Source organism: Bacillus sp. LL01 (assembly GCF_001037965.1).
The window spans coordinates 212,909-234,586 of sequence record NZ_LFEL01000004.1 but is presented as its reverse complement, the minus strand read 5'-3'; the positions used below and the strand labels follow the sequence as shown (position 1 = coordinate 234,586).

14 protein-coding genes are annotated in these 21,678 nt (G+C 44.0%); 13 read left to right on the top strand and 1 reads right to left on the bottom strand.

The window, feature by feature from the left end; genetic code table 11:
• The first annotated feature begins 96 nt into the window (after positions 1-96).
• The 11 genes from AB685_RS13660 to yidC all read left to right on the top strand — a co-directional run bounded on the left by AB685_RS13660 (position 97) and on the right by yidC (position 12,637).
• A complete protein-coding gene (locus tag AB685_RS13660; protein WP_047971158.1) occupies positions 97-864 on the top strand; it encodes an ABC transporter ATP-binding protein in 768 nt (255 codons plus the stop codon).
• Complete coding sequence (locus AB685_RS13655) at positions 848-1,555, top strand: ABC transporter ATP-binding protein (RefSeq protein ID WP_047971157.1); 708 nt, start codon at positions 848-850, stop codon at positions 1,553-1,555. Before AB685_RS13660 ends, AB685_RS13655 begins: the two co-directional genes overlap by 17 nt.
• 15 nt (positions 1,556-1,570) lie before the next feature.
• On the top strand, positions 1,571-2,431 hold the full coding sequence (locus tag AB685_RS13650; RefSeq protein ID WP_047971156.1) for a branched-chain amino acid ABC transporter permease: 861 nt from the start codon (positions 1,571-1,573) through the stop codon (positions 2,429-2,431).
• 4 nt (positions 2,432-2,435) lie between these two features.
• Positions 2,436-3,446, top strand: a complete 1,011-nt coding sequence (locus AB685_RS13645; RefSeq protein WP_047971155.1) for a branched-chain amino acid ABC transporter permease — start codon at positions 2,436-2,438, stop codon at positions 3,444-3,446.
• 4 nt (positions 3,447-3,450) lie between these two features.
• Entirely contained in the window at positions 3,451-4,464 is a 1,014-nt protein-coding gene (locus tag AB685_RS13640) for a 3-oxoacyl-ACP synthase (RefSeq protein WP_047971154.1), read from the top strand.
• 14 nt (positions 4,465-4,478) lie between these two features.
• Positions 4,479-5,387 carry an alpha/beta hydrolase gene (locus AB685_RS13635; protein ID WP_047971153.1) on the top strand — a complete coding sequence of 303 codons (909 nt, stop codon included), beginning with the start codon at positions 4,479-4,481 and terminating at the stop codon, positions 5,385-5,387.
• A complete protein-coding gene (gene fabG / locus AB685_RS13630) occupies positions 5,384-6,121 on the top strand; it encodes a 3-oxoacyl-ACP reductase FabG (protein WP_047971152.1) in 738 nt (245 codons plus the stop codon). Before AB685_RS13635 ends, fabG begins: the two co-directional genes overlap by 4 nt.
• A 575-nt stretch (positions 6,122-6,696) precedes the next feature.
• Positions 6,697-9,753, top strand: coding sequence for an efflux RND transporter permease subunit (locus AB685_RS13625; protein WP_047971151.1), 3,057 nt, complete (start codon positions 6,697-6,699; stop codon positions 9,751-9,753).
• Between the two features lie 156 nt (positions 9,754-9,909).
• Positions 9,910-11,412, top strand: a complete 1,503-nt coding sequence (locus tag AB685_RS13620) for a long-chain fatty acid--CoA ligase (RefSeq protein WP_241773293.1) — start codon at positions 9,910-9,912, stop codon at positions 11,410-11,412.
• A gap of 155 nt (positions 11,413-11,567) precedes the next feature.
• On the top strand, positions 11,568-11,840 hold the full coding sequence (locus AB685_RS13615) for a hypothetical protein (protein WP_047971149.1): 273 nt from the start codon (positions 11,568-11,570) through the stop codon (positions 11,838-11,840).
• 26 nt (positions 11,841-11,866) lie between these two features.
• Positions 11,867-12,637 carry a membrane protein insertase YidC gene (yidC, locus tag AB685_RS13610; RefSeq protein ID WP_047971148.1) on the top strand — a complete coding sequence of 257 codons (771 nt, stop codon included), beginning with the start codon at positions 11,867-11,869 and terminating at the stop codon, positions 12,635-12,637.
• Positions 12,638-13,068: 431 nt separating this feature from the next.
• Here yidC and AB685_RS13605 read toward each other — a convergent pair whose 3' ends face one another.
• Positions 13,069-14,211, bottom strand: a complete 1,143-nt coding sequence (locus AB685_RS13605) for an MFS transporter (protein ID WP_047971147.1) — start codon at positions 14,209-14,211, stop codon at positions 13,069-13,071.
• Positions 14,212-14,390: 179 nt separating this feature from the next.
• Between AB685_RS13605 and addB the strand changes: the two genes are divergently transcribed.
• A complete protein-coding gene (addB, locus tag AB685_RS13600; protein WP_047971146.1) occupies positions 14,391-17,906 on the top strand; it encodes a helicase-exonuclease AddAB subunit AddB in 3,516 nt (1,171 codons plus the stop codon).
• On the top strand, positions 17,903-21,676 hold the full coding sequence (addA, locus tag AB685_RS13595) for a helicase-exonuclease AddAB subunit AddA (protein WP_047971145.1): 3,774 nt from the start codon (positions 17,903-17,905) through the stop codon (positions 21,674-21,676). Before addB ends, addA begins: the two co-directional genes overlap by 4 nt.
• The last annotated feature ends 2 nt before the right edge of the window (positions 21,677-21,678 follow it).

Sequence of the window (21,678 nt, the reverse complement as noted above, 5' to 3'; positions counted from 1 at the left end):
GAAAGCGAGTGCCTGCAGCGGAAAGGAACGGTCAAACTTTATAGCCAACAACAATCTTTTAGAAATCAGCTTTTAAATGAAAAGGAGGTAGTCAGCTTGAATCCGATTTTGCAGACAAAGGATTTAACCATCGCTTTTGGTGGGCATGTGGCAGTGGACCATGTGAATTTTTCGGTGGATCCATATCATTTCAAGTCCATCATCGGTCCGAATGGAGCGGGAAAAACAACCTTTTTCAATTTATTGAGCGGGCAGTTGAAACCGACAAAAGGGGAAGTGATCTTAAAAGGGGAGGACATTACAAAGCTTCCGCCAATGAAACGGACAAGGAAAGGAATTGGCCGCTCCTTTCAGATAACCAATGTGTTTCCCAATCTGACGGTGTTGGAGAATGTTAGGCTGGCCGTTCAGTCGCAAAGAGGCGTCCGATATAACATGTTTTCCCATTTTCTTCACTTTAAGGAGTTTGAAGAGCGGGCGCTGGAACTGTTGACGACTGTCCTTCTGGAGAACAAATCCCATGCTGTTGCCAAGAACCTTGCCCACGGTGAAAAGAGAAAACTTGAAATTGCCATGCTATTGGCGCTGGAGACGGAAATTCTTCTCTTGGATGAACCGACGGCAGGGATGTCCATAGAAGAGGTTCCAGCTATCTTGGAGGTTATCAAACTAATAAAGGCCAAAGGGGACAGAACTATCATCCTCATTGAACATAAAATGGACATGATTATGGATTTATCGGATTCGGTTACCGTACTGTTTAACGGAAGATTGTTGGCGGATGGGACACCAGAAGAAATCATGAACAATGAAACAGTACAGTCGGCGTATTTGGGAGGACTATATGATGACAACGCTTCTTAAAGTGGAGAAAATCCAGACGTATATTGAACAGTTTCATATATTGCAAGGTGTTGATTTTGAAGCCAAACAGGGGGAGGTTACCGTTCTTCTAGGTAGAAACGGCGCTGGAAAAACGACCACTCTAAGAAGTGTCATGGGGTTGAATCCACCTCAAAAGGGCTCGGTTGTTTTTGACGGGGAGGATATTACGGGACTGGCAACCTATGAAATTGCGAATAAGGGAATCGGATATGTGCCTGAAGATCAAGGGGTTTTCGGGGAACTAACTGTGGAGGAGAATATGAAGGTCGCCATGAGAAAGAATGATGAAACAACACTTGCAAAATTAGAATGGGTGCTCGAACTGTTCCCAGATTTGAAGACATATTGGAAAAAACGTGGCGGGAACTTAAGTGGCGGTCAGAAACAGATGCTGGCAATCTCCCGAGCTTATGTCAATAACAGCAAGCTACTATTGATCGATGAACCAAGCAAGGGGCTCGCTCCGATCATGGTGGAAAAAGTGATGAATTCCATCCAGGAGATGAAAAAAGAAACAACGATCATCTTGGTGGAGCAGAATTTTTACATGGCTAGTACAATCGGGGATTGTTTTTATATATTGGATGACGGGAGGACCGTTCACCATGGCCTCATGCATGAGCTGAAGGAAGATGAGGAGCTCAGAAGGCATTATCTTGGAATTGCATAATAGGAGGGGCGATACGTGGAAGTTTTAGTGAATCTGACAGTAAATGGATTAGCAACAGGAATGCTGATATTCTTGCTTGCTGCTGGTCTGACATTGATATTCGGTCTAATGGATGTCCTTAACTTTGCCCATGGGGGTCTGTTTGCCTGGGGGGCCTTCTCCGGAATCTGGGTGTACACGGCAACAGGGAGTTTTATGATAGGAATTATTGCAGCGATAGGTACGGGACTTATACTAGGGTTGGCGTTAGAGCGTTTTATCATTCAACCTGTCTATGGAAATCATGTACAGCAGATCCTAATTACATTAGGGGTCATGCTTGTTTTAAGTGAAATGATTAAAGTAGTGTTCGGCCCGAATCAGCTCAGCGCGAGAACCCCGTCTTATTTAAGTGGAAGCTGGGAATTTGGCGATATCATCATTATTAAATACCGCGTGTTCATCATCATTATCGGGGCGCTTGTTTTTGCAGCCATCTTCTATATTTTAAGGAATACGAAAATTGGTCTTATCGTTCGTGCTGGTGTAATTAATAAGGAGATGGTGCAGGCATTGGGCATCAATATAAAAAGAGTGTTTATGCTTGTGTTCATGGCTGGAGCAGCAATGGCTGCGCTCGGGGGGATGCTGCTTGGACCATATTCCGGAGTCATCTATGCAGAAATGGGACTTGAATTCGGGATCTTGGCGTTCATTGTGGTGGTCATCGGAGGAATGGGGAGTATAACAGGTTCGGTCCTTGCAGCCATCCTGGTCGGAATAAGCGGTTCATTTATGGCCTATTACGTACCGGACTTGGCGCTGGCAGTCAATATGCTGCTGATGACCATTGTCTTGATTTTCCGTCCTCAAGGCTTATTTGGAGTAAAGGGGTGAGAGCATGAACAGATATATGACAAAACCCAATACAGTGTATATCATTATTTTCCTGATGCTTCTTGCCCTTCCGTTTGTTACAGACTCTCGTACTCTGTTAATCATGTTCACCCAGATCTTCCTTTTTGCCATTTTCGCAATGAGCTACGACATCCTACTTGGCTACACAGGAATTGTCTCGTTCGGGCACGCTATGTTCTTCGGTATTGGAGCCTATTCGACAGGGATAATGCTGAAGCAATATGATAGTACTATTGCCATGCTTCTACTGGCAGTGCTCGTTGGTGCCATCATCGCTGGCATTGTCAGCTATATCGTTGGAATGCTTTCCCTCCGGTTGAAAAGTCACTTCTATGCCATGTTAACACTTGCATTCTCTGGTCTGTTTTTGGTATTGGCAGAAAAATGGCGTACTCTCACATATGGAAACGATGGGTTCACCTTCAGCATTCCGGATCTGCTGCGAGACAGGTTGAATCTGTATTTGCTAGCTTTGTTGCTGATGGTGGTTATCTTTCTTTTATTAAAAAGATTTACACATTCTCCTTTAGGCAGGGTATTGCAGGCTATAAGAGAAAACGAAGACCGGACAGAATCACTTGGCTATCATGTGCTGCATTACAAAGTGATAGCAAGTGTGGTGGCCGGAGTCATTGCAAGCTTTGCCGGTAGTCTTTATGTATTGACACTAAGATTTGTCAATACGTCCGTATTTGCGGTCGATGTTACGTTGGATGCCTTATTAATGACTATCATTGGAGGCGTAGGCACATTGATAGGAGCAATCATCGGTGCAGGATTGATCGAGTTTGCCCATCACTGGTTGACAGATCTTGCAAAGGTGCATTGGATATTTGAACGCTGGATCATATTTTTCGGAATCCTTTACATCGTCGTAGTTATGTTTTTCCCACAAGGCATTGTAGGGACAGTCAGATTATGGTGGTCCAAACGAAAAGGCCCACAACTAAAAGTTAAAAAAGAGAAAAATATGAAAGATAAACTAAGCGGGTGATGAGATGACGTCAGTCGGAATTGTAAGTGTCGGTACATTTCTTCCAGAAAATTTCATGACCAGCAAGGAGATTGCAGAAAAATCTGGAATACCTATATATGTGGTGGAAGAAAAGCTTGGTATCAAGACTAAGCCTGTAGCAGCAGATAAGGATCATACCTGTGAGATGGGAATAAAAGCTGCAAGGGTTGCCATGGAGAAGGGGAATGTTGATCCGGAGGAAATAGACCTGATTATCTATATCGGAGAAGAGCACAAGGAGTATCCGTTATGGACTGCAGCCCTTTATATGCAAAAGCAGCTTGGGGCGGTAAATGCAGTTGGTTTTGATATGGCTTTGCGGTGTGGTACCACGATAATGGGGATAAAACTGGCAAAGGATATGATGATAGCGGACGAATCCATTCGGACCGTCTTACTTGCAGGTGGCTATCGGAATGAAGATTTTATTGATTATACAAACCCTCGCACCCGTTTCATGTATAACCTGGGTGCCGGGGGTGGAGCCATCCTGCTGAAAAAAGACTATGGGGAAAATGGAGTTTTGTCTTCCCATCTTATTACGGACGGGTCCTTTTCAGAGGATGTTGTCGTGGTTGCGGGAGGAACAAAACATCCCATTTCAGCAGAAGCACTGAAACGAAGGCAAAATAAACTGGATGTATTGGACCCTGAAGGAATGAAAGCGAGACTGGAAGAAAAATCAATGAGAAACTTCCTGCAAGTGATACGCGGCTCGCTATCCAAAAGCGGATTTACCCAGGAGGATGTGGATTATCTCGGAATTCTTCACATGAAAAGATCTGCCCATGATTATGTACTACATGAACTAGGTTTGTCGGAACATCAATCTATCTATCTCGAAGACTATGGCCACATCGGGCAAATCGATCAAATTCTCTCGTTGGAGCTTGCCTTACAGCAGGGCAGGATCAAAGAGGGAGACATAATAGTACTTGTCAGTGCAGGTATAGGTTATGCGTGGGGCGCAACGACTATTCAATGGGGAAAATCTTAAAGGAGGTTATAATAATGATTGTGCAAAAGCAAGTGAAACTGCCAAACGGGGAGACGTACGGCTATAGGGAACGTGAAGGTTCCGGAAAAACATTGGTACTTATTCATGGGAATATGACTTCTTCCAAGCATTGGGACCTCCTGATGGAAAACATGAATTCTTCATACCATCTTGTCGCAGTGGATATGAGGGGTTTCGGTGAATCCACTTATAATGAGAAAATATATTCCATCAAGGACTTGGCGGATGACATAAAGCTATTTGTAGATGAATTGAAGCTTTCAAGCTTTGTAATGGCTGGATGGTCGACAGGTGGAGCAGTGGCCATGCAATTCGTTTCCGATCACCCCGGCTATGCAGAAAAGCTTATTTTGCTGGCTTCCGCTTCCACAAGAGGATATCCAATGTTTTATACCGATGAAAACGGTCAACCGGATCTAAGCAAAAGGCTATCAAGCTATGATCAGGTATTACAGGATAAGACAAGGACCATAACCATTTCTCACGCATACGAATTACGAAATAAGGATGTACTTAGAATGATCTGGGATTATGCCATCTATCATGACAATAAACCGGAACCTGCACGCTATGAAGAATACCTCGACGATATGTTAACACAGCGAAACTACCCGGAAATACTGCATGCACTAAACACATTCAATATCAGTTCCCACCATAACGGCTTGAAAGAAGGTACTGGGGAAGTGAAGAATATCAACATCCCTGTCCTCGTTTTGGCAGGAGAAAAAGACCTCGTCATTTCCGAACAGATGGCAAAAGAAATAGTCGAGGATCTTGGCGATGCCGCCACGTTCATCACACTGAAGGGTTGCGGACACTCCGCACAAGTAGATGATCTACCACAATTATTGCAAGCGATTACAACATTCGTAGCGAAACAGGAGGAACTGTACAAATGAGATTAGAAGGAAAAGTTGCCATCATAACCGGTGCTGCAAACGGATTGGGATTGGAAGCGGCACGAGTATTCTTAAAAGAAGGGGCGAAGGTGGCCCTTGTGGATTATGATGCAACGACTGGGGAACAAAGAGCATCAGAGCTTCAAGCGGAAGGGGAAGCGGCATTTTATCAAGTGGATGTAGCCAACCAGGAAAAGGTTGTGGAGATGGTCTCCATGGTAAAAGAAAGGTTCGGCAAGATCGATATATTAATCAACAATGCAGGCATTACAAAGGATAATATGCTTCTGAAAATGAGCGGGGAAGATTTCCAAAAAGTGATGGATGTCAATGTGAACGGTGTCTTCAACTGTACACAGGCAGTGGTACCTCATATGCTGGAAAACGGTAAAGGGAAAATTATCAACACGTCTTCTGTCAGCGGTGTTTATGGAAATGTCGGGCAGACGAACTATGCGGCGTCCAAAGCAGCGGTAGTGGGAATGACAAAATCATGGGCGAAGGAATTCGGCCGAAAAAATATTAACGTGAATGCAGTGGCTCCGGGCTTTGTGGATACCAATATGGTAGCCACTGTACCGGAGAAGGTGATACAAGGGTTACTACAGGTGATTCCGATGCAGCGTCTTGGAAAGCCGAGTGATATCGCGAATGCCTATCTGTATCTTGCTTCGGATGAATCGGATTATGTAAATGGTACAGTGCTGCATGTGGATGGCGGCATCATGATGTAATTGTATATTCTTTTCTGGCTAGGTACTGATATGGTACCTAGTTTTTATTCATATATTTGGGTTATTTCACTGAGCGGTTGATTTCCGTTCCAGGCGCTTCGCTTTCCTGCGGGCGGTCCGTAAGCCTCCTCACTCCGTTGCGGGGTCTTACCTGTCCCTTCCTCCCGCGGGAGTCTGCGCGCCTTCCACTCCAATCAACAAGGTGGTTTCATTCACCGAAAGGATAACTAAAAACTATCTTAATGAGATGACTGGTTTCTAGCTGTGGATTGGAGCAAATAGCGTAGACTCCTACGGGGGAGTAGCGACAATCTTGAGACCCCACAGGCGAAAGGCCGAGGAGGCTCAAGGTCGCCCCGTGGAAAGCGAAGCTATTTGCGGAAATCAACAGCGGCGTTAAACAGAGCCTGTTTTTTATAGACCTAACAAATCTTGTATATCTCATTTATTTTGGCAACAAAAGTAACATTTCGTTCTGAAGCATATTCATTCTTGCCAAGTGGGATGCCAACACCTTATGATGAATTCATGATATATAGTCAAATTTGAATAATTGCGTATAGGAGGACATCCAGGTGTTTAATGCACTCATTAAAAAGCCAAAGGTAACATTAATTTTCCTACTATTATTGGTAGTCATCGGTTCGTTGACCTATTTTCAGATACCAAAACGGGAGATTCCTGAGATCTCTCTAAATGTCGGGACGATAACTACCGTCTATCCGGGGGCTGCGCCGAACGTGGTAGAGCGGGACATCACCACCCCTCTTGAAAAAGAATTATTGGATATTGATGGAATGGACAGTGTCACTTCCATTTCAGGATTGGGGATATCCAATATCGTATTGGAATTGACGGATGATGCGGACAGGGATAAAGTATTCTCTCTTGTCCAGCAGAAAGTGTCCGATGTGAGCCGGGAGTTCCCGGAGGACGCATTTGAGCCGACAGTGAACTCGGACATTCAAATGGGAGCCATCGCCTCCTACCATATACTTCATGAAGACCGTGAATTTCTATTAGAGCAGAAAGATGTGATTGATAACTGGATTCCTCAAATAGAAAAAATTGATGGAGTCCGAAAAGTCACAGTCAAAGGACTAGAAGAGTCAAGTTACACACTTAACCTTGATTCGGAAAACATGCAGGAGGAAAGAGTGCTACTTCCGGATGTAATAACAGCTATCCAGAACGAGCTCGAAATCACTCCGCTCGGCAGTAAACAGGAAGGAAACCAGATCTCCCAGCTGACTTTTGAACACATTGAAAATATCGAAGAAGTGGAAAGTGTTTTTCTAAAAAAGGATGATGAGGGCAATTCCCTTCATGTCGGGGATATCGCAAGCTTAACGCAGGTTCCGACAGACCAGGAAGACTTAATTACGTATAATGGGACACCTGCCATTTCCTTGACCATTATGCAGGAAAAAGGAGTGGACATCCCGACGCTGCATGCGAAAGTAGATGCAGAGATGGAGCGCCTCTCCAAAGATCTTCCAGAAGAAATGAAGATGGAGCTCTACTATACCCAAAATGATATTGTGTCTAAAATTTTCAAGGACTTAGGGGTTTCATTCCTGATTTCCATTTTAGCAGTGGTATTGATTACTTTCTTTGGATTAAATGCCGTTTCGGCCATCCTGGTGGCAATCTCGATTCCGATTTCGATTGCACTAGGATTGATTCCTTTGCCGTATGCAAATGTGGATTTAAACCAAATTTCCATAATCGGAATCATCATTGCGCTAGGAATTCTGGTGGATGATGCCATTGTAGTGAATGACAATATCCAGAGGCGTTACCAACTTGGGGATGGCCCGCTTGAAGGTGCCATTAAGGGAAGTAAAGAAGTTCGGGTATCCATCATTACCTCCACCCTGGCCATTGTCTTTACCTTCTTGCCATTGACGTTCCTTGGTGGTCCGAACGGGGCTTTTATTTCTGCTCTGCCAACCGTGTTGATTGCCACCATCATCGGTTCGACCATTGTCGCTTTAACGATTGTGCCAATTTTCATGGCATGGCGCCAAAAGAAAAAGAAGCGTAAAAAAGCAAAAGACGGACTGCTAGGATCACAGTTTGATAAAGCGAGTAACTGGTATAGTACAAGAATATTGACAAAGGTAGTGAAAAAGCCCCTGCTTACAGGACTTGCTGTTCTTACCTTTTGTACAGCAAGTTACGCCCTTGTTCCATTTATTCCGGTAGTATTCTTCCCAAGTGCCGATCGTGAAGAGGTAACCGTGTCCGTTACCTATCCAGCAGGCACACCACTTGAGGAAACAGAATCAAGGCTTCAAGAGATGGAAGAAAGCATCAAAACAGATGAAGCTGTTTATGAGACAACCATCTTTGCTGGGAGCGGGGAACCTGGGATATTCGGAAGCACATTATCCAATTCAGGTGAAAACACTGGTCAGGTTGTACTCAGGGTCGACCGTGAACTTCAGTCTACTGCAGATACGATTGCCCAGTGGCAGCCTAAACTCCGCGATGAAAATCCGGATGCGCTGGTCATGCTTTCCACTATTGAAGCCGGTCCTCCTGTTGGAGCTCCTATTGCTCTGACGGTAGTAGGGGAAGATATAGAAGAATTGATGGAATCCGTCAATGGGATGAAAGAAGAGATTCAAAGTCTCGAAGGAAGTGGAGCAGTTATCGATGATGTAGGTTCCGCACAGCCTACCATCAACTATGTTCCAAACAGGGAAGCGATGGAGGAGCATGGCATAACAGCTCAAGAAATAAGTAATCAAATCAGGCTCGTTACAGAAGGCATTCCAGTTGGTTCTTATGAAGCAGGACTTGAGAGAGAGACATTGACCATCGTCCAAGATCTTGTAGAGGATGGAGAAGCAATTGTTCTTGAAGCCTTGGAGCTGCCAAGTAAAACAGAAACCACTGAGTTTGGAGCACCGGTTCTTGTTCCACTAGAGGAGCTTGTTTCGGTTGAAGAAACAGAAGTGTTGCCGTTAATTCCTCACAAGGACGGAGACAGAACGATAACGGTTCGTGTATATCCAGGGGAAGATGATAAGCAGCAATTAGAGGCGGAAGTGAAAGACATAGCTGCTACTTATGAATCTGACAGTATTTCCGTTTCTGTTGGAGGAGAATCCTCTGCAAGAAGTGACTTCTTTATTGAAGTGGGAAAACTCTTTCTGATCGTTATTTTCCTGATCTACATCTTAATGGTTGTTCAGTTCAATTCATTACGACTGCCGTTGCTAATTATGAGTTCCGTGTACCTGGCCATTTCAGGGGCAGTGATCGGGTTATTCATCACCCAAACAGGCCTAGGGTTCATGGCCATGATGGGGATTGTCTCGCTTGCCGGAATTGTGGTGCGGAATGCAACGGTGTTTATCGAATTCATGGAATCTCGATTGAAAGAAGGCGCTACGCTTAGTGAAGCGGTCATTGATTCAGGAAAAGCCAGATTGCGACCGGTAGTACTGACGGCCTTTACATCCATTGCCGCATTGCTTCCTATTGCGTTCAGTGGTGACGTACTTTTTACACCACTTGCGATTTCCATTATTTCAGGGATTTTCTTCTCGACATTCTTTACGCTATTGTTTGTACCAGCATTTTATATTGTGATCAAACGGAGAAAAGTGAAAGAAGCATAAGCATTTGCAAACGGGCGTCCATCATGTTGATGGCGCCAGTTTTCTTTTTGCAGCCGTGGAACTGCAGAGAAATCATAAATCTCCTCCCTGTAACCCTTCTGTAACTCTCTACTCCTATAGTGGTAGTATCTTGTAGGTTGTAGGGGAGAGATGGAAGTGGAATGGAATGATTCTTGGTTACAGAAGCGTTCACAACTGTCTCCATGTAAGGTCGCGGTGATAGACGGCGAAACAGGAGAAAGATGGACTTATAAGCAATTGTATGACCGCTCAGAAGTCATGGCTGGCAGACTGAATTCGGCCGGTATTGGAAAAGGGGATCGAGTGGCGTTGTTGTCGCCCAATCATATTCTATTCTTTGATTTGTTTTTTGCATGTGGAGAGATAGGAGCGATCTTTGTTCCGTTAAATTGGAGACTTGCGGTAGAGGAATGGAACTATATAGTAAGAGATTGCAAGGCTAAATGTGTGGTGGTGCATGAAGATTACTTAGAGGATGCAAAAGGGCTGGAATGTCAGGTGCTTTCGCTGAAAGAGTTGTCAAAAAAAGAAATACGAGCGAAAAGCCCACACACCAAACATTCCAATGCCCCGGTAGCCATCATCTACACCGGTGGCACAACAGGACAGCCGAAAGGGGTCATGCTTACCTATGAGAACATCACATCCAATGCTATTAATACAATTGTAAGTTGGGGATTGAATGGAGAGGATATCACCCTCACTTGCCTGCCCATGTTTCATACTGGAGGTTTAAACGCCTTGTCGACTCCATTACTCATGGCAGGCGGGACCGTGGTTTTAATGAGAAATTTTGGTGCGGAAAAAGCGATTGATCTCTTGAACTTGTATGAATGCACAATTGCCCTGATGGTACCTACTATGTATGGCATGCTGATAGAACATCCCCGTTTTCATAGCACAGACTTCCCGACCATGAGAACGTTCCTCTCAGGTGGGGCGCCTTGTCCGTTGGAAATATATGAGGCTTTCTACCAAAAGGGAAAATTATTCAAAGAAGGATACGGATTAACAGAAGCAGGTCCGAACAACTTTTACATCGATCCTCATGAAGCGTATGGAAAAAAAGGTTCGGTCGGGAAAGCAATGCTATTCAATGAAGTAAAATTAATGATAGATGACAGTCAGGAAGCAACTGAAGGGGAGGTTGGGGAGATCTATATCAGAGGTTCCCATGTCTTCTCGAAATATTGGGAGAAAGAAGAAGAAACCAATAAAATCAAAAGTGATGGCTGGCTGAAAACGGGTGACCTGGGTTGCAAAGATGAAGATGGCTATTATTATATAGTCGGCAGGGTGAAAGACATGATCATTTCAGGTGGGGAGAATATCTACCCTTTGGAAGTGGAGCAGATTCTCTGTCAGCATGAAGCGGTCAAAGAGGCCTGTGTAATTGGTGTACCTCATCCTGTTTGGGGAGAGGCAGTTATTGCGCTCATTTCCAACAAGAAGCAGACTTCTGAAAAGGAACTGTTGACCTTTTGCAAGAGGAAGATAGGGGTCTATAAAATACCGAAGAAGATAATCTTCGTCGCTGAATTGCCGAAAACTGCCGTAGGGAAAATGGATAAAAAAGAGCTGCAGGAAACTTACAGTGATCTGTTCGTCCACATGGAAAATAAAGAAGAACATGTATAGAAGGAAAATTAACAAAAAGATACACCTAGTAATTATTGCTGACTAGGTGTATCTTTTTATTGTGGGGATATACTTTAAATGAAACTTATATAATCCCGATTCGTACAAGTAGTATCGTATCTACTATACTAACAACAAAAAGGTGAGTCACATATATGGAATTCTATCTCGATTTGTTACTCTATGCACCATATGTAACTGCCGGCATCCTTTGCCTGATCACATTCTGCTTTTACTTGGATTCAAAGTATGTGGTTTATCAACACAATAGCTATACCACATCCTTGGATTTAGAAACGAACAAGCTGCAGTCAGTAATCGGCAAAAGAAGAAGGCTTATTACCTTTATTTATAGAAAAAGACCGACAAAAGAATCAGTGTTGGATGAAGAAGACTCCTCCATCTACTTTGCTTACACGAATCAATAATCTTGTAAAAAGTAGGAGGAAGTTACATGAGAAAGTTTTGGACAGTAAGTTTAATAGTATTTTTGGTGGCATTATTAACAGGTTGTAACATGAGTGAGCCGATTACGGCAGATAGTTCGGGAGTCTGGAATCATTACTTCGTCTATCCACTATCTCTTGCATTGACGACGGTTGCAGATTGGACAGGCGGAAGCTATGGTATTTCCATCATCATCGTCACAATCGCCATACGTTTTCTCATATTGCCACTTGCTTTGAAGCAGCAAAAAAGCATGCTGGCGATGCAAAAAATTAAACCTGAAATGGAAGCTCTACAAAAAAAGTATAAAGACAAAAAGAATCCTGATGATCAAAAGAAGATGCAAACGGAACTGATGGCTTTATACCAAGCCCATAAAGTAAATCCTGCCGCTGGTTGTTTACCGATGATGGTTCAAATGCCTGTGATCATGGCTTTCTATTATGCAATCGGCAGAACAACGGAAATAGCCGAGCATTCATTCTTCTGGTTCAGTCTTGGACAGCCTGACCCTATGTATATTTTACCGGTAGTGGCGGCTATCACTACATTTATTCAAACAAGAGTCACCTTGACGGATGATATTCAGCCTCAGATGAAGATGGTCATGAATATCATCCCGGTGTTTATCTTAATTGCTGGTTTGACCCTTCCTTCCGCATTGGCGCTTTACTGGGTGGTCGGGAATATTTTTGGAATTGCTCAAGGTCTTTATTTGAAAAAACGAATGAGAACCTTGAGAGAGATGGAAGCAACAACCGCTGTTCCGAGCACATAAACACCTTTTCGGTATAAAAGCCTCTAACCTCCTATAAAGGAAGTTGGAGGCTTTTTTAAAGGCTCTTTTCTCAAAGATTGTTACTATTCACTTCTTATCTACTCTAAAATTGGCATCCAAGTTATCCTGTACAGACAGGAAAAGAGCACGACAGAAAGGAATATAACGGTTGGTTTATAAATACGAAAAAGCAACAAAGATTACGAAAACAGCCTTTTTAAAAGACAAGTATAAAAATTCAATAGTTGTCTTAGAGCGGTTGATCTCCGTTCCAGGCGCTTCGCTTTCCAGTGGGCGGTCCGTGAGCCTCCTCGGCAAGCCTGCGGGGTCTCACTTGTCCCTTCTTCCCACAGGAGTCTTCCACTGCGATCAACTTGGTTCTGCCATTTAGCTTAAAATTAGGTTTGGAAAGCTCTTTTAGTACCTATAGTTTAGGTATCTTTCTTGATATTCCAAATGAAAATTGAATTCACTAAAAACCAGATGCCTAAGAAAGCCAACACAGATGCAAATGAGAAGATATGGCTTATTATTGGGCTTAATGCGGTACCAATTAATAAAGTGAAGGAGTACAGGGAGATGGCACTACCACGGTGTTTCCCCCCGAGTATCCCGATGTAGGTGATGGTTGCTGGCAGGAAAAAAGAGATGGCAGCAACATAGATGACAGATAATGCACCTATCATGAACAGACTTTCGCTGAAAACCACCATAAAAAAGAAGGATAGTGAAATGGCCAAAGAGCACAAGAAAATAAGGCGCTTTGCACCAACAGTACGTAGCAGTACATCTGAAAACAAGCAGGAGACAGTACCTATTAACCCGATGGAACGGACCAACAAGAAGGATTGGTCAGGAAATTCTTTGGATAGAAAATGAAAAAGGCTGTCGTAAAAAGTTACGAAGGAGAGCAGTAAAGAAAAAACGATGATATAGAGGATTCTTAAATCACGGTCAGCCAAGAGGGTGGAAAAATTCCGCAACGGTTGCTCCCCCTTACTACCCAATGCTTTCGATGGTCTTAAAACTAAATGTGCGAATAAAAACAATAGAAAATATAAGAATGCAAAGAATACGTAAACTCCGTCCCAATGATAATAAAAAGACACTTTCTCGCTAATCATCGGTCCAAATATACCGGAAAGCAAAAACCCTGCATTGATGAGGGAAATGGTAAAGGTTCGAAGGGACTGGGAGAAATGATCAAAGCAGTAAGCGAAAGCAACAGGAGCAAAACACCCCAGCGCGAATCCTTGTATGGAGCGGGAGAGATATAAATGAGAAATATTCGTAGATTGGGAGATTAGAAAAGTGACAACAAAGGAAAAAAGAAATCCGTAGCTGATAATATTCTTCCGGCCGAATCTATCGGATAATGGCCCGAATGTCAGAAGCCCCAGGGCATAGAAAACGCTGAAGAAGCTGCTGGCCAGGATTACCTTACGTGTTGGAACATTCCATTCCATGCTGATCTGATCGTACAGAGGAATCAATGTGTAAAGGTTACAGACCACTAAAAATCCCATGATAATCAATAGTGCCGCTGAAAAATAATGGTTATTTCTCGTTTTCATCCCAATCACCTGCCCATTTTACCTTATGCACCATGGGTTTGACCGGTTACGTGCACGAAAGATACAACCTTCTGAATATGGCTGTGACATTGGCAATAATGATAGTTTTTCAGTACAATAGAAATAGAAGAACATAAGTACGTATAATTATTTTGGATATATAAAGTGGGGGATATCTTGTGTCAATACGTTTTTTATTAGGAAGAACAGGCAGTGGGAAAACAACATGGTGCAACGAGCAAATTCTCCAAAAACTAAAGAGTAACCCACAAGGAGCCCCAGTTGTGTATCTAGTCCCTGAACAGATGACGTTTCAATCGGAATACCGCATTGTCCAATCACCTGACATAAAAGGAATGATACGGGCCCAAGTGTTCAGTTTCACTCGCCTGGCATGGAGAATTTTACAGGAAGTCGGGGGTATCAGCCGTTTTCACATTGACCAGACAGGAATTCACATGCTTCTTCGGAAAGTGATTGAAGAACACAAAAGTCAGTTTCAGGTGTTCGGTAAATCAGCCGAGCAGTTTGGATTCATTGAACAAATGGAAAGCATGATTACAGAATTTAAACGTTATTGCATCACACCAGACCTTTTGCAAGAAGAAATCGTGCAAATCGGAGAAGACGTCTCCATTTCCGAACATGAAAAAATGCTAGCCAAAAAGCTGACAGATATTCTGGTAGTCTATCGTCAATTGGAAGGAAGCCTTGAAGGAAAGTATTTGGATGGAGAGGATTACTTACAGCTTCTAGCTGAAAAAATACCCCAATCCAGTTATATCCACAAAGCGGATATTTTCATTGATGGCTTTCATAGCTTCACCCCCCAGGAACTGGAAGTGCTGAAACAATTGATGAAGCATGCAAACTCGGTCACAATTGCCTTGACCGCAGATAAGCCGTATGACGAAGAAGCACCTTATGACCTACATTTATTCCGTGAGACAGGAACGACCTATCAAAAGCTGAGAAAGCTTGCATTGGAAGAGGGCTGCAAACTGGGGGAACCAATTCTATTAAAAGATCCACTCCGGTTTCAACATGCAGACTCCTTGCGCCATATGGAGCAGTATTTTGATGTTCGACCTACAGTCGTCTATCACAACAAGGCAGAAGTTTCTATTCTACAGTCGGTCAACCGGAGAGCGGAGATTGAAGGGGTGGCCAGGGAAATCATCTCTCTTGTCAGGGACAATGATAATCGCTATAAGGATATAGCGGTAATTGTAAGAAATTCGGAGTCCTATATAGACCTGGTAAATACTGTTTTTAAAGATTATGATATTCCCTTTTTCGTAGATCAGAAGCGGACGATGCTTCATCATCCATTGGTAGAATTGCTGCGCTCAAGCCTTGAAGTGATAATTAGGAACTGGCGCTATGAATCGGTTTTCCGTTGTGTGAAAACGGATTTCTTTTACTCGCTGGACCAGGATATTAATGAAATGCGAGAAAAGACGGACAAACTGGAAAACTATTGCCTATCGTACGGAATCCAGGGGAACAGATGGACCTCCAAAGAGCCTTGGAGATATCGACGTTTCTTTAGTGTGGATACAGAAGGGCCATATGTGCAAACAGATGAAGAGGTTGCCTATGAACAGGAAATCAATGAATTAAGAGGAATGATTGTAGAACCGCTCCACATGCTTGAAAAGCGCTGGAAAAAAGCGAAGACGATGGATAGTTACTGCAAAGCTCTCTATGAATATATGGAAGACCTCAAGATCCCTCAAAAGCTGGAAGCAAGAATGAAAAGGGCCGAAGAGGAAGGAAATCTTTCCGCTGCAAAAGAAAACGAGCAGGTTTGGAAGGCCATCATACAGATGCTAGATCAAATGGTCGAATTGATCGGGGAACACCCAATATCGATGACCATGTACACGAAAATGGTCGAAAGCGGGTTGGAAAGCCTTCGTTTCAGTCTTGTGCCGCCAGCTATCGACCAGGTAATTGTCGCGAACTTCGACCTTTCTCGTTTGACGGATATTAAGCACAGCTTTGTAATTGGGGTTAATGATGGAATAATCCCTGCGAAAATTAAGGACGAGGGGTTTGTGTCCGAAGAAGAACGCGAGCTTTTGACTAACTACGGGATGGAGCTTGCCCCGACTAGTATGGAAAGGCTGCTTGATGAACACTTTCTTGTCTACTCATCCTTTTTGAGTCCATCGCATCATTTATATATTAGTTATGCCCTTGCAGATGAAGAGGGGAAAACACTTCTACCGTCCTCCTACATTAAGCGGATCAAGGAAATGTTCCCGCTGCTGGAAGAGAAATTATTGCTCAATGAACCTGCAGAGCTCTCCCAAGAGGAGCAGCTGATGTTTGTGCATACACCTTCTACCACGCTCTCCAACTTGGCGGTTCAGCTTCAGGCCTGGATGAAGAAATATCCGGTCGAACCGATCTGGTGGGATGTGTACAATACACTCTTGGATAGTGAAGAATGGAAGGCTAAAACCGAACAGGTCTTACGGAGTTTATTTTATAAAAATGAAGCCAAAAAGCTGGAGCAGAAGGTTAGCCGTGAGCTTTACGGAAATTTCATGGAAGCAAGTGTGTCCAGAATGGAAAAATTCAGTGCGTGCGCCTTCTCCCATTTCGCATCACATGGCTTGAAACTGAAAGACAGAAAAATTTATCGATTGGAAGCACCTGATATTGGTCAGCTTTTTCATGCCGCACTGAAACACATTTCAGATAAACTCAGGAAGAGCGGCAGTGATTGGAAGCACCTTTCCAAGCAGGAATGCGAGGTTCTGGCCAAAGAGGCGGTTCACATTCTCGCTCCTAAGCTGCAAGGGGAAATACTGCTCAGTTCCAATCGCTTCCACTATATTAAACGGAAGCTGGAAACGATCATTACAAGAGCATCGCAGATCCTGAGCGACCATTCCAAAGCGAGCAAGTTCACACCTGTTGGGCTGGAGCTCGGCTTCGGTAAAAAAGAGGAGCTGCCTCCCATCCAGATCAACCTGCCGAACGGCGTCCAAATGGAGCTTGTAGGCCGAATAGACCGTGTAGATAAAGCGGAGGGAAGCAATGGATTACTGCTTCGTATCATCGATTATAAATCAAGCAACAAAGCACTTGACCTAACGGAAGTCTATTATGGATTGGCCTTGCAGATGCTGACCTATCTGGATATTGTCATTTCCCATTCGCAAGGCTGGCTTGGAAGTGAAGCCACCCCTGCTGGTGTTTTGTACTTTCATGTACACAACCCGATGATCAAGACGAATGGAATGACACCTGAGGATATTATTGAAGAAGAGATTTTCAAGAGCTTCAAGATGAAGGGCCTTCTTTTAGGAGAAGAGGAGTCCGTAAAACTGATGGATCAGACGCTTGAAACCGGACACTCCAAAATAGTGTCTGCCGCCCTTAAAAAGAATGGCGGATTTCAAGCGAACTCTTCGATTGCAAGTGAGGAAGAATTTACGCATCTGCGCACATATGTCAGAAGAACATTTGAAGATATCGGCATGAAAATTTCTGAAGGGGAGACAAGTATTGCTCCTTACAAACTGAAGAATCAGACCCCATGTACGTTCTGTTCTTATAAATCATTCTGTCAATTCGATACTTCTCTAGATGAGAACGATTATAGAGTGCTGTCTAACATACCGAAAAACGAGGTCATTGCCTCGATGAAAACAAAAATCGAAGGGGGAGAGGAATCATGAGCATGGAGCTTCTTCCTAAACCGATAGATGCCCAGTGGACAGATGATCAGTGGAAAGCGATTGTCGCCTCTGGTAAAGATATATTAGTAGCTGCCGCTGCTGGTTCAGGTAAGACCGCGGTCCTTGTGGAAAGGATGATCCATAAGATTGTCGAGGAGCATGTGGATGTGGACAGGCTGCTTGTTGTGACCTTCACTAATGCATCAGCTGCCGAAATGCGCCACCGTATCGGGGAGGCTTTGGAGAAGCAACTAGAGAAAAAGCCTGCATCCCTGCATTTGCGCCGCCAGCTGAGTCTGCTTAACCGTGCGTCAATCTCCACCATCCATTCCTTTTGCCTGGATGTTGTAAGAAAATACTACTACATGATTGATATTGACCCAAGCTTCCGTATTGCCGATACAACAGAAATCCAATTGATGCAAGAGGAAGTGCTCGAGAATGTTTTTGAAGAGGAGTATGGAAAAGAGGGGAATGACGCTTTCTTTGAACTGGTAGACCGGTACACAAATGACCGTTCTGATGGTGCACTGCAGAATCTTGTCCTTGATCTTCATGAGTTTTCAAGAGCGAATCCTGATCCCGAGAAATGGCTTGAGGAAATCGAGAAATTCTATCAATCCACAAGCCTGCTTTCCATAGATGAACTGCCTTTTATCTCGACGTTGAAGAGAGAAATGAAACTACAATTTCTAGGGGCGGAAAGCTTATTAGAAAATGCGATGAAAATCACGCTTGAGCCTGGTGGGCCTGCTCCGCGAGCTGAGAATATTGAACAGGATCTGTCTCAACTTCACAGACTTCAAACCGCCCTGGATTCTTCATGGGAAGAGTTGTATGCGGTGATGCAAGAGCTCGATTTCTCAAGAGCAAAAACTTGCCGCGGTGATGAATACGATAAAGAACTGATAGAAAGATGGACCAAAGTTCGTAACAATGCAAAAGCTATGGTTCAAGGAATAAAAGAAGAACTGTTTTCAAGACGTCCTGAATCCTTCCTAAAGGATCTGGAGGAACTAGCACCTGTGATGGGCACACTTGTAGACCTAGTTAAGAAATATGGCGTGGAATTCAGCCTATTGAAGCAGGAAAAAGGTTTGGTGGATTTCTCCGACTTGGAGCATCTATGCCTTAGTGTACTCGCAAAAAGTAAGGAGGGTAAGATCGAACGTTCCGAAGCTGCCCTTCGCTACCAGTCGACTTTCAAGGAAGTGATGGTGGATGAGTATCAGGATACCAACATGGTCCAGGAGGAAATCCTCAAGCTTGTCACAAAGGAAAGCGAAGAGACTGGGAACATGTTCATGGTTGGGGACGTAAAGCAGTCCATCTACCGATTCCGATTAGCGGAACCATTTCTTTTTTTAAGCAAGTACAAGCGATTCAATACTGCAGGGGAGGAATCAGGTTTCCGTATCGACCTTAATAAAAACTTCCGCTCCCGGCCTGAAGTCCTGGATGCAACCAACTTCATTTTTAAACAGATCATGGGAGAAACCGTAGGGGAGATCGACTATGACGACGATGCGGAGCTGAAATTCGGGGCCACCTATTATCCTGAAGCATCAAACCGGGAATCGGAACTGATGCTGATAGATCGAAGCAGTTCCCCTTCAGGTGAAGAGGAAACGGACGAAATGGAGGAGTCTGCAGGAGGTTCCACCGGTTTTGATAAAGTGGAATTGGAAACGGCTCAAGTGGAAGCGAAAATGATTGCTCAGAAAATAAAGCATCTCGTCCAGTCTGGCTATGAAATCTTTGACAAGGACAGAAAGGTGATGCGTCCTGTAACGTACAGGGATTTTGTCATCCTAATGCGTTCGATGCCATGGGCACCACAATTTATGGATGAGTTCAAACAGGAAGGCCTTCCGCTGTATGCAAACTTGAGTACAGGATATTTCGAGGCAACAGAAGTCGCCATTCTTCTCTCCCTATTAAAAATTATTGATAACCCCTACCAGGATGTTCCACTAGCATCCGTTTTGAGATCGCCGATAGTCGGTTTGGATTCCAATGATTTGGCCACTATCCGTATTCAGCAAAAGAGGGGATCCTATTACGAAGCATTGATTGCATTTATGAAAAAATCACCGGACACAGCAGAAGAGCGTGACCTGGCAAAAAGAGTCCAGCTATTCTACCAGATGCTCCAGACATGGAGAACGGCTGCCCGCGAAGGAGCATTATCGGAATTGATCTGGCAGATTTACCAGGATACGCATTTCTACGACTTTGTCGGTGGCATGCCAGGCGGTAAGCAGCGCCAGGCGAATTTGCGAGCTCTCTATGACCGTGCACGACAATATGAGTCCACCTCTTTTCGCGGCTTATTCCGGTTCCTGCGTTTTATAGAAAGGATGCAGGATCGAGGGGAGGACCTTGGAGCTGCGAGAGCACTTGGCGAGCAAGAGGATGTTGTAAGACTCATGACTATCCACTCCAGTAAAGGACTTGAATTTCCCGTCGTTTTTGTTGCCGGCTTGTCCAGGCAGTTCAATATGATGGATCTCAATAGCAGCTATCTGCTTGATAAGGAGCTTGGTTTCGGGTCCAAGTATGTTAATGCAAAACTGCGAATCACGTATCCTACGATTTTGCAGCTGGCGTTGAAGCGAAAAGCCAAGGCGCAGCTGATTGCAGAGGAAATGCGAGTATTATACGTAGCGTTGACACGGGCAAAAGAGAAATTATACCTTGTTGGAACGGTCAAAGACTTTGAAAAATCTCAAGCGATGTGGAATGAACACACCTCTCATGCAAGCTGGCTGTTGCCGGACTATGCCAGAGCGGGGGCGAAATCCTATATGGACTGGGTTGGTCCTGCGCTTGTTCGCCATAAAGATGCAGAAATCTTGAGAGGCAACGAGCTGTCAAGTGCCGTTCCTGAAGATATTACCAACCATCCAACTTCATGGAAGGTTTCAGTGACAAACGTGGAACAACTCCTAGAGGGGATAGAAGCAGAAAAAGAAGAAGAAAACCTATTGCTGGATAAAGTAAAGCATGGGGTACCGGTGGACATAGAAAGTCCATATAAAACGAGAGTAATAGACCAACTCACCTGGTCCTATCCATTTAAAGAGGCAAGCCTTCACCGTTCCAAGCAATCCGTGTCGGAAATAAAAAGAATGAGAGAACAGCAGGATCCTTATGCAGATACCTCTCTTGTCCAAACGGAAAGAAAATATTTCCTTGATCGCCCGGCATTTCTGCAAAAGAAGAAGCTGTCAGCTTCAGAGATTGGAACTGCGATGCACGCCGTGATGCAGAATATCGACCTTTCGGCAGAAACAGTCGATAGAGATTATGTCCAAAGACAGGTCCTGGACATGGTTCAAAAAGAATTGATTACAGCAGAACAGGCAAACGTGATAGATTTTGAGGCAATTGTAACTTTCTTTTCCACCCCTGTCGGAAAGCGGATGCTGCAGTCGGTTCATGTTCATAGGGAGGTTCCGTTTAGTTTCGCACTTCAAGGCCATGAGCTTGGAGAACAAACGGAATTAAGAGAAGAAACCATCCTCGTGCAGGGGGTTATTGATTGCCTACTGGAAGATGAAGAAGGTCTCGTTTTGATCGATTACAAAACGGACACCATCACAGGACGATTTGTTAAAGGATTTGAAGAGGCGGAACCTGTGCTCCGTAACCGTTATAAGGACCAGGTTGCTTTGTATGGGAAGGCTGTTGAAGCAATCTGGAAGAAAGACTTAAAGGAAAAATATTTATATTTCTTTGACGGAAACCAATTAGTGAAAATGGATTAATA